16 protein-coding genes and 1 tRNA gene are annotated in these 13,787 nt (G+C 63.1%); 13 read left to right on the top strand and 4 right to left on the bottom strand.

The genetic code is table 11. The annotated features are described in order from the left end of the window. Positions 1 to 2: 2 nt before the first annotated feature. From AOT96_RS06505 to AOT96_RS06475, 7 genes are read left to right on the top strand one after another with little or no spacing between them, the layout of a single operon-like run. On the top strand, positions 3 to 902 hold the full coding sequence (locus AOT96_RS06505; protein WP_042924967.1) for a PfkB family carbohydrate kinase: 900 nt from the start codon (positions 3 to 5) through the stop codon (positions 900 to 902). Next, positions 899 to 1,906, top strand: a complete 1,008-nt coding sequence (locus AOT96_RS06500; RefSeq protein ID WP_042924968.1) for a substrate-binding domain-containing protein — start codon at positions 899 to 901, stop codon at positions 1,904 to 1,906. The genes AOT96_RS06505 and AOT96_RS06500 overlap by 4 nt, the downstream gene beginning before the upstream one ends. Positions 1,907 to 1,908: 2 nt before the next feature. Beyond that, the gene (locus AOT96_RS06495) at positions 1,909 to 2,679 is read left to right on the top strand and encodes an ATP-binding cassette domain-containing protein (RefSeq protein WP_003939830.1); all 771 of its coding nucleotides are present in this window, start codon (positions 1,909 to 1,911) and stop codon (positions 2,677 to 2,679) included. Next, a complete protein-coding gene (locus AOT96_RS06490; RefSeq protein WP_003939698.1) occupies positions 2,676 to 3,719 on the top strand; it encodes an ABC transporter permease in 1,044 nt (347 codons plus the stop codon). Before AOT96_RS06495 ends, AOT96_RS06490 begins: the two co-directional genes overlap by 4 nt. After that, positions 3,674 to 4,765 carry a phosphotriesterase family protein gene (locus AOT96_RS06485; RefSeq protein WP_231917398.1) on the top strand — a complete coding sequence of 364 codons (1,092 nt, stop codon included), beginning with the start codon at positions 3,674 to 3,676 and terminating at the stop codon, positions 4,763 to 4,765. The genes AOT96_RS06490 and AOT96_RS06485 overlap by 46 nt, the downstream gene beginning before the upstream one ends. Continuing rightward, positions 4,758 to 5,510, top strand: a complete 753-nt coding sequence (locus AOT96_RS06480) for a glutamine amidotransferase (protein ID WP_054828143.1) — start codon at positions 4,758 to 4,760, stop codon at positions 5,508 to 5,510. Before AOT96_RS06485 ends, AOT96_RS06480 begins: the two co-directional genes overlap by 8 nt. Next, entirely contained in the window at positions 5,507 to 6,133 is a 627-nt protein-coding gene (locus tag AOT96_RS06475; protein ID WP_058037937.1) for a TenA family protein, read from the top strand. The genes AOT96_RS06480 and AOT96_RS06475 overlap by 4 nt, the downstream gene beginning before the upstream one ends. A gap of 97 nt (positions 6,134 to 6,230) precedes the next feature. Here the strand turns inward: AOT96_RS06475 and AOT96_RS06470 are convergent. Further along, positions 6,231 to 6,304 (bottom strand) — tRNA-Met (locus AOT96_RS06470). A gap of 53 nt (positions 6,305 to 6,357) precedes the next feature. Continuing rightward, complete coding sequence (locus AOT96_RS06465; RefSeq protein WP_030536564.1) at positions 6,358 to 7,068, bottom strand: FadR/GntR family transcriptional regulator; 711 nt, start codon at positions 7,066 to 7,068, stop codon at positions 6,358 to 6,360. A 98-nt stretch (positions 7,069 to 7,166) separates the two neighbouring features. On the opposite strand from AOT96_RS06465, the gene AOT96_RS06460 reads away from it, so the two are divergent. The 4 genes from AOT96_RS06460 to AOT96_RS06445 are packed head-to-tail and all read left to right on the top strand — an operon-like array spanning position 7,167 to position 10,930. Beyond that, a complete protein-coding gene (locus AOT96_RS06460) occupies positions 7,167 to 7,916 on the top strand; it encodes a (Fe-S)-binding protein (protein WP_003940529.1) in 750 nt (249 codons plus the stop codon). Next, positions 7,913 to 9,433: a LutB/LldF family L-lactate oxidation iron-sulfur protein gene (locus AOT96_RS06455; RefSeq protein WP_065351455.1), complete on the top strand. Its 1,521-nt coding sequence runs from the start codon at positions 7,913 to 7,915 to the stop codon at positions 9,431 to 9,433. Before AOT96_RS06460 ends, AOT96_RS06455 begins: the two co-directional genes overlap by 4 nt. Then, entirely contained in the window at positions 9,430 to 10,056 is a 627-nt protein-coding gene (locus AOT96_RS06450) for a LutC/YkgG family protein (RefSeq protein WP_047272066.1), read from the top strand. The genes AOT96_RS06455 and AOT96_RS06450 overlap by 4 nt, the downstream gene beginning before the upstream one ends. A gap of 58 nt (positions 10,057 to 10,114) precedes the next feature. Further along, the gene (locus AOT96_RS06445) at positions 10,115 to 10,930 is read left to right on the top strand and encodes a mycofactocin-coupled SDR family oxidoreductase (protein WP_007730029.1); all 816 of its coding nucleotides are present in this window, start codon (positions 10,115 to 10,117) and stop codon (positions 10,928 to 10,930) included. A 6-nt stretch (positions 10,931 to 10,936) separates the two neighbouring features. Here AOT96_RS06445 and AOT96_RS06440 read toward each other — a convergent pair whose 3' ends face one another. Both AOT96_RS06440 and AOT96_RS06435 read right to left on the bottom strand, forming a co-directional pair. Beyond that, positions 10,937 to 11,575 (bottom strand): LON peptidase substrate-binding domain-containing protein, encoded by a 639-nt coding sequence (locus tag AOT96_RS06440; protein ID WP_064073901.1) that lies wholly within the window; start codon positions 11,573 to 11,575, stop codon positions 10,937 to 10,939. Next, positions 11,575 to 12,051, bottom strand: coding sequence for a DUF309 domain-containing protein (locus tag AOT96_RS06435; RefSeq protein WP_003940372.1), 477 nt, complete (start codon positions 12,049 to 12,051; stop codon positions 11,575 to 11,577). The genes AOT96_RS06440 and AOT96_RS06435 overlap by 1 nt, the downstream gene beginning before the upstream one ends. A gap of 140 nt (positions 12,052 to 12,191) precedes the next feature. Here AOT96_RS06435 and AOT96_RS06430 point away from each other — a divergent pair, with 140 nt between their 5' ends. Together AOT96_RS06430 and AOT96_RS06425 are read left to right on the top strand one after the other, a co-directional pair. Continuing rightward, on the top strand, positions 12,192 to 12,536 hold the full coding sequence (locus AOT96_RS06430; RefSeq protein ID WP_003939718.1) for a YciI family protein: 345 nt from the start codon (positions 12,192 to 12,194) through the stop codon (positions 12,534 to 12,536). Between the two features lie 6 nt (positions 12,537 to 12,542). Next, positions 12,543 to 13,784, top strand: coding sequence for an RNA polymerase sigma factor (locus tag AOT96_RS06425; protein ID WP_064687766.1), 1,242 nt, complete (start codon positions 12,543 to 12,545; stop codon positions 13,782 to 13,784). Positions 13,785 to 13,787 lie beyond the last annotated feature (3 nt).

Raw genomic sequence — 13,787 nt, 5'->3', positions numbered from 1 at the left:
CCATGATTGTATTTTGTGGATACGCCAACAACGATGTGACGGTACATGTCCCACACGTGCCGGTACTCGGTGAGCGCGTTCAGGCAACGGCCATCAGTCAGATCGACGGTGGAATGAATGCAAATGCTGCGGTATCCGCGGCCAGAATGGGCGCGCAAGTGATCTTTGCCGGTGCCGTGGGCCCGGACGCGCGGTCCACCGAGTTTCTCGAATCCCTCGAGGCAGACGGCGTCGACACCAGTTGGTCGCCGCGAGATGCGTTCCTGTCGACGGCAGTTGTTCTCATCGCGCAGGACGGCGATCGCTCCATCATCAGCCAGGACGACCCGAACGATGCCGAACGCATCGGAGTTGTCGTCACCCGATTGGCCGCTGCCGGCGGTGGACGACTGTTCCTCGACGGATACCGTGCGGTCTTCCTGCCGGATGAATTGCCGGGAAGCGTAAGTCTGGTAATCGATCTGGACGGTTGTGAAAACAAAGCCGCGGCACTGCGCGCGTTCGCTCTGGCTGACCACGTCGTCGTAGGGCGTGCCCTGTGGGAAGGCGAGTTCGGGATCGGATTCGACCAGTGGCAGACTCTGGCCGCCGAGCACCACACCCACCTGCTGGTGACCGACGGCTCGCGAGGTTGGACACTGGCCACACCGGACGGCGAGGTGACGAGCGAACCGGCAGTAGTGGTCGACGTCGTCGATGCAGTCGGGGCCGGTGATTGCTTCGGCGGTACGTACATCGCTTTTGTCGACGCCGGGCGCTCACCGGTGGACGCCGCACGACTCGCCGGGGCATCGGCTGCATTGGCTTGCGCCACCGCAGGCCCCCGCGGATGCCCCACCCGAGATGAATTGGACAGCTTCACAGCAACATTGACCCCTCACACCCTTTTGGAGACTCGATGATGAAACGTGCATTGCCTCTGGCGCTGGGAGCTGCAGTCGCGCTCACGCTCACCGCTTGTGACTCGGCTTCGTCGAGTGACTCGAAGGACGCATCGGGGGGCTCGTCCATCCCGCAGCCGACCCGGGTCGCCGAAAGCTGTAACGGGACGAACGGCAAGCTCAAGGTCGGTCTGGTGACCATCAACCTCCAGGCGCTGTACTTCAACCAGATCAACAATGCCGCGAAGAACGTCGCGGACAAGGCAGGCGTCGACCTGCAGATCATCAGCGGCAACGACGATTCCGTCGCGCAGGCCAACGCCTTCGACAATCTGATCGCCGCCGGAGTCGACGCGATCATCGTCGATGCAATCGACACGGACGGAATCAAGCCGTCGGTGGTCAAGGCCAAGAACGCGGGCATCCCCGTCGTCGCGGTGGACGCGACCATCGACGATCCGGCACTGTCGACTCAGGTCGGTACGGCCAACGCCGAGGGTGGTGCCAAGATCGGAAACACCTTGGCCGACGTCGCGAACAACACCGGAACGGTCGGTATCGTCGGCGCGCTCAACAGCACTGTTCAGTTGGAGCGGCAGAAGGGCTTCACGGAGACCGTGACCGGCCGCGGAATGACCGTCGGCACCGTCGTGGACGGACGTAACATTCAGGAGAACGCACAGACCGCGGCGGAGAACCTGCTGACCGGCGGTGGCGACATGAAGTACGTCTACGCAACCGGTGAGCCGGCACTGATCGGTCTCGTCGCGGCGGTCAACAGTCAGAAGGCGCAGGATCGCATCGAAGCAGTCGGTTGGGATCTTTCGGATCAGGCGGTAGGCGGACTCAAAGCCGGTTGGCTTAAAGGCGTGGTCCAGCAGAACACCTTCGAATTCGGCCATGAGGCAATGAATTCGGCAATCGACCTGGCTTGCGGACGCGGCGCTCCGGCAAACATCCCGGTTCCCACCCAGATCGTGACCCCGGAGAACGTGGCCGACTACATGTACTACTTGGAGAAGTAATCATGGCACCTCCACTGATCGAACTCTCGGGCATCACCAAGTCGTACGGACCGGTGAAGTCCCTTCAAGGAGTGGACCTTCGGCTGGCGAAGGGTGAAGTACTCGGAGTGGTCGGCGACAACGGCGCCGGTAAGTCCACTCTGATGAAGATTCTCGCCGGTGCGGTTCAGCACGACGGCGGCGAAATGCGCGTCAACGGTGAACCAGTGCGCTTTTCGACGCCTCTCGACGCCCAGCAGAAAAAGATCGGAATCGTCTACCAGGATCTGGCTCTGTGCGACACGCTGGATGTCGCCAGCAACCTGTTCCTCGGCAGAGAACCGCGAAAAGGCCCCTTCCTCGACCGGCATGCCATGCACGAGAAGGCGGCTCACATTCTTGCCGACCTGCATGTCAAGGTGAAGTCGACCTACCAGGAGATCGGGCAACTGTCCGGCGGACAGCGGCAAACCGTCGCGATCGCCCGCGCAGTCTCCTTCCGCCCAGACGTACTGATCCTCGACGAGCCCACCGCAGCGCTTGCCGTCGCCGAGGTCGAGTCGGTGCTCAAGCTGATCACGGACGTCGCAGCGGCCGGCGTGGGCGTCATTCTCGTGACACACCGCCTGCAGGACCTGTTCCGCGTGTGTGACCGAATCACGGTCATGTACGAGGGGCAGAGTGTCGACGACGTTCCGATCGGCGACCTCAACATCGAGTCCCTCGTCGGACTCATCACTCGAACTCCGGTGCCGCAACGGACATCGGCAGCAACACAGGGAGCCACGGCATGACCACTCTCGAGAAGACCCAGGCGCCGATCGAGCGCAAGCTCGCCGCGAAACCCTCCTTGTGGGACAGCGTCAACAAGCCCACCCTCGCGATGCTGGCGGTGACAGTTGCTGTCGCAGCCGTCTTCTCGGCGACCACGTCGTCGTTCCTGACATTCACGAACCTGTCGAACCTGGCAACCCAGATCGCTCCGGTTCTGATCATCGCGGTGGCGATGACTTTCGTGATCACGGCAGGTCAGATCGACCTGTCCGTCGGTGCGATCGTCGCGTTCGTCGCGGCGATGAGTGCCGAGCTTATCCAGGCCGGCGTCGATTCGTCCCTGGTCTTCGTCGCCGCCCCGGTGATGGGTGCGGCCTGGGGACTGGTCAACGGATGGCTCGCTGCCTATCAGGGCATTCCGCCGTTCATCGTGACTCTGGCGACGATGTCCGTCATTCGCGGTATCGCGCTGTATCGGACCGAAGGATTCTCCGTTCCGGTTCCGGCCGACACTTACTTCGCGAAGCTCGGAACTGCTGAGTTCCTCGGGTTCTCCGCCAGCGCCTGGATTGCTCTCGTCGTCGTGGTCATCGGAGCAATTGCGCTCAACCGCATGCGCTTCGGGCGCTACGTCACCGGTATCGGATCCAACGTCGAATCCGTGCGACGGTCCGGCGTCAACACGCGTCGTGTGCTCATGATGACGCTCGTCTTCACCGGCCTGGCTGCCGGTATCGCGGGCCTGCTGATCGCGGCTCGACTGGGCTCGGGTTCGGCCAACTCCGCAACGGGATTCGAGCTCACGGTGATCACCGCGGTGGTTCTCGGTGGCACCAACCTCTTCGGCGGTCGCGGCACCGTGATCGGTACCGTCATCGGCGCCGTCCTGACCGGAATCATCGCCAACGGACTGACCCTGCTCGGCGTGAGCCCGTTCTTGACACCGATCATCACCGGTGTCGTTCTGCTACTGGCCATCTGGATCAACATGCGGGGACACACCCTGAGCGCGCTGTGGCGACACCTGCAGTCCGCACCCTCGGGGCCTGCACGCTCATGAGCAAGGTTCGTACTGTCACGGGAACTGTGGACAGCTCGGAACTCGGACTGGTTCTCCCACACGAACATCTGCACAACGACGTCACCGGTGCGTACACCGAGGCCCCGGATCCGGTTGTGGCACAGCGGTTGGCCGGTCCGGTACGCGCCGAGGATGCCTGGCTTCTTCACGACAATCCGTATTACAGTCTCGACAATTGTCGAGTCGACGACGGATCGGCCGTGGTGGAAGACCTTGCGGACTTCGCCCGCCTCGGTGGTCGGACGATCGTCGATCTGACACCGCCGGGACTGGGCCGGGCACCGGAGAAGCTGGCGGAGTTCTCGCGAAAGTCAGACGTGCGAGTGATCATGGGTTCAGGGTGGTACCTCGAGACGACCCATCCGGTCGAGGTCCACGAACTCGGTGTCGACGATCTGGCAGGTTCGCTCGTCGAGGAGTTCGATCCGGCAAAGGAATTGGCTCCTGGCGTGATCGGGGAGATCGGAGTCTCCCCGCTCTTCACTCAGAACGAGGCGAAAGCGTTGCGGGCGGCATGCATCGCCCAGCGCGAGGTGGACGTGCCCCTGTTCGTCCACCTTCCGGGCTGGCAGCGCGTGGGACATCACGTCGTCGACATCGTGGTCGACGAGATGGGCGTCGATCCGCAAGCAGCGGTCCTGTGCCACATGGACCCGTCCGGACACGACGCCGACTACCAACGATCGCTCGCCGACCGCGGTGTCTTTCTCGAGTTCGACATGATCGGGATGCCTTTCGATTTCCCCGGCGAGGGTCTTTCTCCGCATCCGGCGGAAACAGCCACTGCGGTAGCCGGATTGGTCACCTCCGGTCACGCATCTCAGCTCCTGCTCAGTCACGACCTCTTCCTCAAATCAATGCTCAGAAAGCACGGCGGAAACGGATTCTCCTACGTACCACTCGCCTTCGCCGCCCGATTGGTGCGCGCAGGCGTAGATCCCCAGCAAGTGTCCGCATTGATGCGAGACAACCCGAGGTCGCTCTTCGAGCAGGCCGCGAAAGGAAACAGAAGCAGTCATGGGTAAACGAGTACTGATCGCCGGCGAGAGCTGGATGACGACGTCGACGCACGTCAAGGGCGTCGACGAGTTCAGTGTCCATTCCTACGTCGAGGGAGTCGGCCCGCTTCGGGATGCGCTCACCTCACGTGGCCACGACGTGACACACATGCCCGCACACCTGGTGCCGACGCAGTTCCCCGGTACCGCAGAAGCACTGTCGCAGTTCGACGTCGTCGTTCTCTCCGACATCGGAGCGAACTCGCTGCAGCTGGCTCCCGGCGTGTTCGACCAGTTCCGCGCCGGCGAGGATCGGCTTGTCGCGCTTCGTGACTGGGTGAACGCCGGCGGCTCACTGATGATGATCGGTGGTTACCTCTCGTTCTCCGGATTCCAGGCGCGAGCAGCTTTCCGCCAGACCGCGATCGCCGAGGTACTGCCCGTGACGATGCTGGCCGAGGACGATCGCGTCGAGACACCGGCTGGGATCGTTCCCACCGTCGTCGATGCTGCTCACCCGGCTCTCGGTAATGCCGGCGATTCCTGGCCCGCGCTCCTGGGATACAACCGCGTCGTCGCGAAGGACGGTGCCGTGGTTCCCGCCACCATCAACGGCGATCCGCTTGTCGCTGCCGGTGAATACGGCGCCGGACGGTCGATCGTCTTCACCTCGGACTGCTCGCCGCACTGGGCTCCGCCGGAGTTCTGTGAGCAGTGGCCCGGATACACCGACCTGTTCGACGGCTTGATCAGTTGGGTCGCCGGCGAATGAGTCGCTCCTCAGACCTGCTCGCGCGGCAGCAGAGTAATCTCGCTGCCGCGCGGGCGGTTCCATTCATCGAGGACACCATCGGCGGGACGTTGAGTGATGAGGGATTCCGCCGGTACCTCGTGATCGAAGAGGCATTCGTACTGACGGCCGTCAAGGTGTTGGGGTTGGTGGTCGCCGAATCCCCGACGCTCGACGACGCGCTCGACCACGTGACGTCGATGTCGAACCTGGTGGGCGAGCAGCGCGAGTATTTCGCGCAGTTGCGTTCCCGCTTCCCGTACGAGGGTGACGCAGCGGCGCTGGTCGAGGAGTCGGCCGTGCTGTCGACGCACGCCTTGACTCTCGCTCGCGAAGAGGGCAGGGCGGCGGCGCTGGTGGGCATGTACGCCGCGGAAACCCTGTATCTGTCGTGGTGCCGGGAGGCGGCGGCAGTGAAGGTAGATCGCGAACCAGCGTTGCAGGACTGGGTGGACATGCATGTCGCTCCGCCGTTCGTGTCTCAGGTGGCGGTGCTGGCGTGCGAGGTGGACGCCATGCCCGAGTCCGTCACCGACGAGGACCTGGATCGGTGGTTCTCCGGCATGCTGGTCGCAGAGATCGATTTTCACAACGTGGTGGTGTGAACCACTGCTGTGCGCCTTTATTAACCCCCGGCGGTTAATAAAGGCGCACAGCAAAAGGCCCGTAGGTCGCTTTCGCAACCTACGGGCCTCTTCTTTGTAGCGGGGACAGGATTTGAACCTGCGACCTCTGGGTTATGAGCCCAGCGAGCTACCGAGCTGCTCCACCCCGCGTCGGTGTGAAACCAACAGTACACGACTTCTGGAGGCGCAATTACCACCCCCTGTCACCGGCTGGAGTGCGCGCTTTCCGAGTAGTAACCGCGGATGTGTCCGACTATGCGCTGACGTGCGAGTTCGCCGTCACCCGCGTTGACCGCATCCACCAATCCTCGGTGTTCGTCACGCAGTCGCATGCAGGTGCTCGGCCAGCTGTCGATCTGGACGCCCGCGAGAACGTAGGCCTCGATGGACTCGCGCAGGCCGGTCATCATGGCTGCGATCACCTGATTGCCCGCCGCGTCGGCGAGCGCCACGTGGAACTGTGCGTCGAGTAGCAAGAATTCCTCGGCCGAGAGAGCTGCGTCCTCCATCGAGTCGAGCAGTTCGACGGCCGCGCGAAGGTCGGGCGTCGGAGTCCGCGATGCCAGGGATTGCATCACCTCGGATTCGAGAACGAGTCGTGTCTTCACCACATCCGAGACCGGAAAGCCCTGTGCTGCAACCTGCATCCGCATCAGCATGGTCATGCCGCCGGTCGGTTTGGCGACGATCATCGCGCCGGACGTCGGGCCGGATCCAGTCTGCGCCTTGAGGAGGCCGAGTGCTTCCATGACCCGCAACGCTTCTCGGACCGATGACCGTCCGACGCCCAACTCTGCTGCCAGAATTCTCTCTCCCGGCAGGCGCTGGCCAGGAGACACCTCGCCTGAAACGAGCCGACGTTCGAGGTGGCTCAGTACTTGTTCCCACGCTCGCGGGCTCGGCTCGGTCGGCATGAGGCAAGAGCATAACCGGGAGGACGCCGTTTATGGGGTGGCCTGTCCGGGGATGTATTACTGTGGTCAGACCACACCGACAGATTGCGGGGAACCACATGCGAGTAGCGCTGTTCGCCACCTGCATCGGGGACACGATGTTTCCCGACGCCGTCAAGGCCACCGCCCTCCTGCTCACCCGTCTCGGGCACGACGTCGTGTTTCCGTCCGGGCAGACTTGCTGCGGGCAGATGCACGTCAATACCGGCTATCAGCCGGGCGCACTACCGCTGGTCGCGAACTACGCCGATACCTTCGGTGATGCGTCGATCGACGCGGTTGTCGCACCATCGGGGTCGTGCGTCGGCTCGGTCCGTCATCAACACGAGATCGTCGCCGAGCGCTACGGCACCGCGTCGCTGTGTGGACAGGTGCAGACCGTGAAGGCAAAGACGTACGAGCTTTCCGAATTCCTCGTGGACGTTCTCGGGGTCACCGATGTGGGCGCGTACTTCCCGCACCGGGTCACCTATCACCCGACCTGTCACTCACTGCGCATGTTGAGGGTGGGGGACAAGCCACTTCAGTTGCTGCGCAACGTCCGCGACATCGATCTGGTCGAACTCCCCGAAGCAGATTCCTGCTGTGGATTCGGCGGCACCTTCGCCATCAAGAATGCGGAGACTTCGACGGCCATGCTGGCGGACAAGATTCGCCACGTTGCGGACACCGGCGCCGAATTCTGCAGCGCCGGAGACTCGTCCTGCCTCATGCACATCGGCGGCGGTATGTCGCGACTGCAGATGGGCGCCAAGACCATCCACCTCGCGGAGATTCTGGCGTCGGTGGAAAGCCGGGTGCACGCATGAGCGCTGTGACGCTGGGTCTGCCAAGCTTCCCGCCGAGGTCGCCCGAGGGTGCAGGGTTCCTGCGAGGTACTGAGAAATTCCCCGTCGCAGCACATCACGAGCTGGTCAACGCGCAACTGCGACGCAATATCGGCAAGGCGACGCACACCATCCGTGCCAAGCGCATCAACGTGACTGGAGAGCTTCCCGATTGGGAAGACCTGCGTGATGCGGGTTCGGCGATCAAGGCCGACGTCATGGCGCGGTTGCCGGAACTGCTCGAACAGTTCGAAGCTGCAGTCATCGCGCGCGGTGGGCAGGTGCATTGGGCGGCGGATGCCAACGAGGCCAACGCCATTGTGACCGAACTCGTCAAAGCCACCGGCTCCGACGAGGTCATCAAGGTCAAGTCGATGGCCACGCAGGAGATCGGTCTCAATGAGCATCTCGAAGCCCACGGAATCACCGCCTACGAGACCGATCTCGCGGAATTGATCGTCCAACTCGGCCATGACAAACCGTCGCACATCCTGGTTCCCGCGATCCATCGCAACAGGTCCGAGATTCGGGAGATATTCCTTCGTGAGATGCCAGATGTCGATCCGAACCTCGGGGAGAACCCGGCCGAACTTGCCGCTGCTGCACGAAAGTTTCTGCGCCACAAGTTCATGACGACGCCGGTCGCCGTCTCCGGCGCCAATTTCGGCATCGCGGACACGGGCACTCTGACCGTCGTGGAGTCGGAGGGCAACGGGCGAATGTGCCTGACGCTGCCGAAAACACTGATCACCGTGATGGGCATCGAGAAGATTCTGCCGACGTATCAGGATCTGGAGGTCTTCCTGCAACTGCTGCCGCGGTCCTCGACGGGGGAGCGGATGAACCCGTACACCTCCATGTGGACCGGCGTCACGCCCGACGACGGTCCACAGGAGTTCCACCTGGTCCTCCTCGACAACGGTCGGACTGCCGCGCTTGCCGACAAGATCGGGAGGGAAGCCCTGAGCTGCATACGGTGCTCGGCGTGTCTGAACGTGTGCCCGGTCTACGAGCGCACCGGCGGTCACGCCTACGGATCGACCTATCCGGGACCGATCGGCGCGGTGCTGACTCCGCAGCTCGCGGGCATGCATGGCAAAGACGATCCCAACTCGACGCTTCCCTTTGCCTCGAGTCTGTGCGGTGCGTGCTTCGACGCCTGCCCGGTCAAGATCGACATACCCTCGCTGCTCGTCGAATTGCGGCACCAGAAGGTCGAGCAATCCGGTATCACGGCAGAGTCTTTGGCGATGAAAGCCGCCTCTCTGGCGATGTCGACCGAGGGCCGGTGGACGTTGGCTCAGAAAGCTGCCGGGCTCGGACGCGTCGTGGCCGGCAGGAAAGGGAAGATCTCTACGTTGCCACCTCCATTGAACGGTTGGACAGCTGCCAGAGACATTCCCGCACCGCCCAAGCAGACCTTCCGATCCTGGTGGGACTCCGACGAAGGCCGCGCGGCATTGGACGAGGCTCGTCGTGACGGGAAGGCGGACAGATGAATTCACGTGAAGTGGTGCTCGGACGCATTCGTGATGCCATCACCTTGGCGCCCGCCCGCGAAGGCGAGATACCGCGAAACTACCGGACTGGCAGAACCATGTCCGACGAGGAACTCATCGATTTGTTCGTCGACCGTCTGGTGGACTACAAGGCGCACGTTCACCATTGCGCTGCAACAGAAATCGCCGAGGCCGTCGCCGGAATACTGAAAGGGCGCGGACTACACACTCTGGGGATCCCCGCCGGCCTCGACCGATCATGGGTAGCCGGATTCGACGGAACGCTGGTGGTGGACAGCCCGGACGTACCGGCTCCTGAACTCGAGAACCTCGACGCCGTTGTCACCGGCTCGAAGGTATCGTGCGCCGAAACCGGCACCATCTTCCTCGACGCCGGTCCATCACAGGGACGCCGTGCGTTGACACTGGTACCGGACACACACATCTGCGTCGTGTATCGCAGCAGTGTGGAAGTGGGAGTGCCGGAGGCGATTGCGAATCTGACACCGGAGCGCCCCACCACCATGATCAGCGGCCCATCGGCGACCTCCGACATCGAACTCGAACGCGTCGAAGGTGTCCATGGTCCGAGGAATCTTCACGTCGTCATCGTCGACGGTTGATTCCCGTCGAGCGGGAACTCGGAGGCAGCGGGCCACATCAGCGTCTAACGTCCCGGCCATGACACAACTGTTGGCAGGCAAGGTCGTTTTCATCACCGGTGCAGCGCGGGGTCAGGGACGCAATCACGCGATTCGACTCGCGCAGGAAGGTGCAGACGTCATCGCTGTCGACGTGTGCGCGTCGGTGTCCGAAGACGTGGGTTACGCGGCCGCGACTGAAGCCGACCTCGAAGAAACGGCTCGTCTCGTGCGAGCGGAGGGGCGCGAGATCGTCACCGCTGTAGCGGACGTCCGTGACCTCGAGGCACTGCGTGCGGCGGTGGCGTCGGGCGTCGACAAGTTCGGTCGCCTCGACGTCGTGATTGCCAATGCGGGCATCGCTACGTGGAACCGTTTCTGGGAGATGCCTGAAGAGCAGTGGTCGACGCTGGTGGACATCAATCTCAATGGTGTCTGGCGCACGATGACAGCTGCGGTTCCTGCAATGATCGAAGCCGGCAACGGTGGTTCCATCGTGATTGTGAGCAGTGCTGCCGGCGTCGCCGAAGCGCCCGGCTGCGCGCACTACTCGGCGGCCAAGCACGGCCTCGTGGGTTTGGCTCGCACTGCTGCAACGGAATTGGGAAGCTTCGACATTCGAGTCAACACCATCCACCCTGGCGCGGTGGAGACCGAGATGGGCAACGATCCCAACGTCGGTAAGGTACTCACTACTCATCCGGAGTACATGAACTCGTACAAGTGGCCGCTCACGTCCGTCCCGCGCACCACCGTCGAGGACATCTCCAACGCTGTTGTCTACCTCGCGACGGACCTCTCCCGCGCGGTCACCGGGACGAAGATCGTCATCGACATGGGTCAGACGATGGCGTAGTTGCGCTCAGAGGAGATTGAACTGCGCGACCTCGATGGTGTTCTCGACTGCCTCCGAGAGTGCGCGAATACGTTCGTCGGCGCCTGGCGCGGTCAAAATCGCCAGGCGATCGGCGTCACCCATCGGAATGCTCCTGGCGAGGGCATACAGCCGAGAACCCAGCGGATCCAAGGGATCCGGTGGGACGGGCATTCGCGGAGTCTGTTCGCCGGCCCGAAGTGCGAGCTTTCCCAACATTCCGTACATGAACTCGATGCGCTCGAGGAGCGAGTCGTATTCGTAAGCAGTGACTGGTGTTCCGTTGTTCTCGTCAGGCCACAATTCGACCTCGGCGAGTGGGTAGGGATCGTCCGGCAGCCATCGATTGACCCGGATGCGGTCTTCGGTCCGGCAATACAACTGATACCGCCCGGCACCCATGGCGACATGAGACTCGATCCGAGCCAGAGTGCCGACGTCGTGACGTGATTCGCCGCCACCGACCTCGTGGCCACGAGCGATGAGCACTACTCCGAACAGTGGGCCGTCGGCAGCTTCGAGAACGTTCTCGACCAGTGCGCGATACCGAGGTTCGAAGATGTTCAGGGGCAACACCTCACCCGGTAGCAAAGCGGAGCCGAGCGGAAACATGGGGAAGATGGGCATCAGGGGATTCTCAACCTCGGAATCGGAGGGGCGGGGAAATCGCCGGGGCGATCGATTTCGGCGAGCAGGTGCTCGGACCACGTCAGTAGACCGGGGATATCGAGGCCGTGCGGACTCTCGACCTCGTAGTGCCTGATGCGGTCGTGACCCTGGCCGAGGAGTGAGACGGCGCCGGTGTTGTTGCCCCGAAGCAGATGGGTGAGCCCGACGGCCAACTGAGCCAGTCCCTGCCACAGGTCACGTTCCTCGGGCGGCGCGCTTTTCCACGTTCCTTCGAGAATCTCGTGTGCGTGGAAAGGCATGCCGTGGTCGAGGAGGCGCTGCGCCTCGGTGATCGACTCGTCTGGTGGCAGGCGTACATCGTCCGGAATGCGCGGGACACCGCCCGCTGCGTCGCGTGGCAGTGGACGTCCGAGTCCGTCACGGGGCCGCGAATTGAGGGGTTTCCCAGCGGCGTCCCGGTCGCGTTCGGTCATACACTCAGCCTAACGGCAGCGCCTCGGACGAACTCGCCAAAAGTTTTTTCGAGTCGCCTGTCGATTCCGGGGAGAACCGTTCGTCGTCATGTTGTAAGGCAAGAAAGCCGGAAGAGAAACAACAGACCAAGGAGTCAGTCATGAAGTACATGTTGCTCATCTACACCGCACCCGGCGGAGACACCGAACCCCAGTGCACGTTCGAGGACTGGCAGCAATACGACAAGGAAATGAAGGATGCCGGGATCTGGGTGTCCGGCGATGCCCTCGCCGACCTGACGACTACGACGACGGTTCGGGTCTCGCAGTCCGGAGAAAAGACCGTCACCGACGGACCCTTCGCAGAAACCCGTGAAATCCTCGGCGGCTACGACGTCATCGACGTTCCCGATCTGGATGCGGCGCTTTCATGGGCCGCGCGGTGCCCCGGCGCGCGCGACGGCGGCAGCGTCGAGGTGCGTCCACTGGCCGGGTTCGGGGACTGATTCACCGTGGACGAGCAGGCCGAGAACTCCATCGAGTCAGTGTTCCGGGAGGAACGCGGACGACTCTTGGCCTCGCTCGTCCGCCGCTTCGGTGATCTGGATCTGGCCGAGGAAGTCACCTCCGAAGCCGTCGAGGCCGCGTTGGTGCACTGGCCCGTGGACGGAGTGCCGGCTAAACCCGGCGCCTGGCTGCTGACCACGGCGCGTCGTAAAGCCGTCGACAGGCTTCGTCGTGATCAGGCCTATGCGGCGCGATTGGCGGTGATGCAGGTGGACGCCGATCGTGCCGACCCGGCGCCGCCCACGGTCGACGGAGAACTTCCCGACGAGCGGTTGCAGCTGTTCTTCACCTGCTCGCACCCAGCGCTGGCCGAGGACGACCGAATCGCACTCACCTTGCGTTGCCTCGGCGGGTTGACGACGCCCGAAGTCGCTCGGGCCTTCCTCGTTCCTTCGGCGACGATGGCGCAGCGGATCGTGCGCGCGAAGAAGAAAATCCGTCAGGCTCGGATTCCCTTCCGCACTCCCAGCGCCGAAGAACTCCCGGAACGTTTGCCCGGTGTTCTGCAGGTGATCTACTCGGTGTTCACCGAGGGGTACGCAGCGAGTTCGGGTCCGGATCTGCAACGCGTCGACCTGGCGGTGGAGGCGATCAGGCTGGCGAGGATCTTGCGCGCATTGCTTCCCGATGAGCGCGAGATCGCCGGGTTGCTTGCATTGATGCTTCTCGTCCACGCGCGTCGGGATGCCCGTACCGACGCCGCCGGCGGGATCGTGCTCCTCGAAGACCAGGATCGCGGGTTTTGGGACCAGCCGATGATCGAGGAAGGCAGCGACCTCGTCGTAGTCGCGTTGACCGGGGGAGCGCCGGGGCCGTACGGGGTGCAGGCCGCCATCGCCGCATTGCATGACGAGGCCGCAGATGTGGAGAGCACCGACTGGCCACAGATCTGCGCGCTCTACGGAGTGCTCCTCACGCTGACTCCGTCGCCGGTCGTGGCCGTCAATCGGGCAGTAGCGTTGGCGATGCGCGACGGCGAGGAAGTCGGGCTGACTGCGCTGGAGGAACTGGCAGCGGAGCCCAAACTTGCCGACTACCATCCGTATCACCTTGCACGAGCCGAACTACTTGCTCGGTTGGGGCGCACCGACGCAGCGGCATCCGCGTACCGACAAGCTCTGAAACTCGTTGGTACGGAACCGGAGCGGGCCTACCTGGAGCGTCGGTTGGGTGAGATCTCCGATTGATCG

The sequence above is a fragment of the Rhodococcus sp. 008 genome (genome assembly GCF_001682295.1).
Classification (GTDB): Bacteria; Actinomycetota; Actinomycetes; order Mycobacteriales; family Mycobacteriaceae; genus Rhodococcus_F; species Rhodococcus_F qingshengii.
Note: the sequence above shows the minus strand (reverse complement) of the source record. Positions and strands in the feature narration are given on the sequence as shown.

Coding starts and splice junctions, on each gene's coding strand:
- AOT96_RS06505 (WP_042924967.1), top strand. CDS start 3: ATGATTGTATTTTGTGGATACGCCAACAACGATGTGACGGTACATGTC.
- AOT96_RS06500 (WP_042924968.1), top strand. CDS start 899: ATGATGAAACGTGCATTGCCTCTGGCGCTGGGAGCTGCAGTCGCGCTC.
- AOT96_RS06495 (WP_003939830.1), top strand. CDS start 1,909: ATGGCACCTCCACTGATCGAACTCTCGGGCATCACCAAGTCGTACGGA.
- AOT96_RS06490 (WP_003939698.1), top strand. CDS start 2,676: ATGACCACTCTCGAGAAGACCCAGGCGCCGATCGAGCGCAAGCTCGCC.
- AOT96_RS06480 (WP_054828143.1), top strand. CDS start 4,758: ATGGGTAAACGAGTACTGATCGCCGGCGAGAGCTGGATGACGACGTCG.
- AOT96_RS06475 (WP_058037937.1), top strand. CDS start 5,507: ATGAGTCGCTCCTCAGACCTGCTCGCGCGGCAGCAGAGTAATCTCGCT.
- AOT96_RS06465 (WP_030536564.1), bottom strand. CDS start 7,068: ATGCCGACCGAGCCGAGCCCGCGAGCGTGGGAACAAGTACTGAGCCAC.
- AOT96_RS06460 (WP_003940529.1), top strand. CDS start 7,167: ATGCGAGTAGCGCTGTTCGCCACCTGCATCGGGGACACGATGTTTCCC.
- AOT96_RS06455 (WP_065351455.1), top strand. CDS start 7,913: ATGAGCGCTGTGACGCTGGGTCTGCCAAGCTTCCCGCCGAGGTCGCCC.
- AOT96_RS06450 (WP_047272066.1), top strand. CDS start 9,430: ATGAATTCACGTGAAGTGGTGCTCGGACGCATTCGTGATGCCATCACC.
- AOT96_RS06445 (WP_007730029.1), top strand. CDS start 10,115: ATGACACAACTGTTGGCAGGCAAGGTCGTTTTCATCACCGGTGCAGCG.
- AOT96_RS06440 (WP_064073901.1), bottom strand. CDS start 11,575: ATGCCCATCTTCCCCATGTTTCCGCTCGGCTCCGCTTTGCTACCGGGT.
- AOT96_RS06435 (WP_003940372.1), bottom strand. CDS start 12,051: ATGACCGAACGCGACCGGGACGCCGCTGGGAAACCCCTCAATTCGCGG.
- AOT96_RS06430 (WP_003939718.1), top strand. CDS start 12,192: ATGAAGTACATGTTGCTCATCTACACCGCACCCGGCGGAGACACCGAA.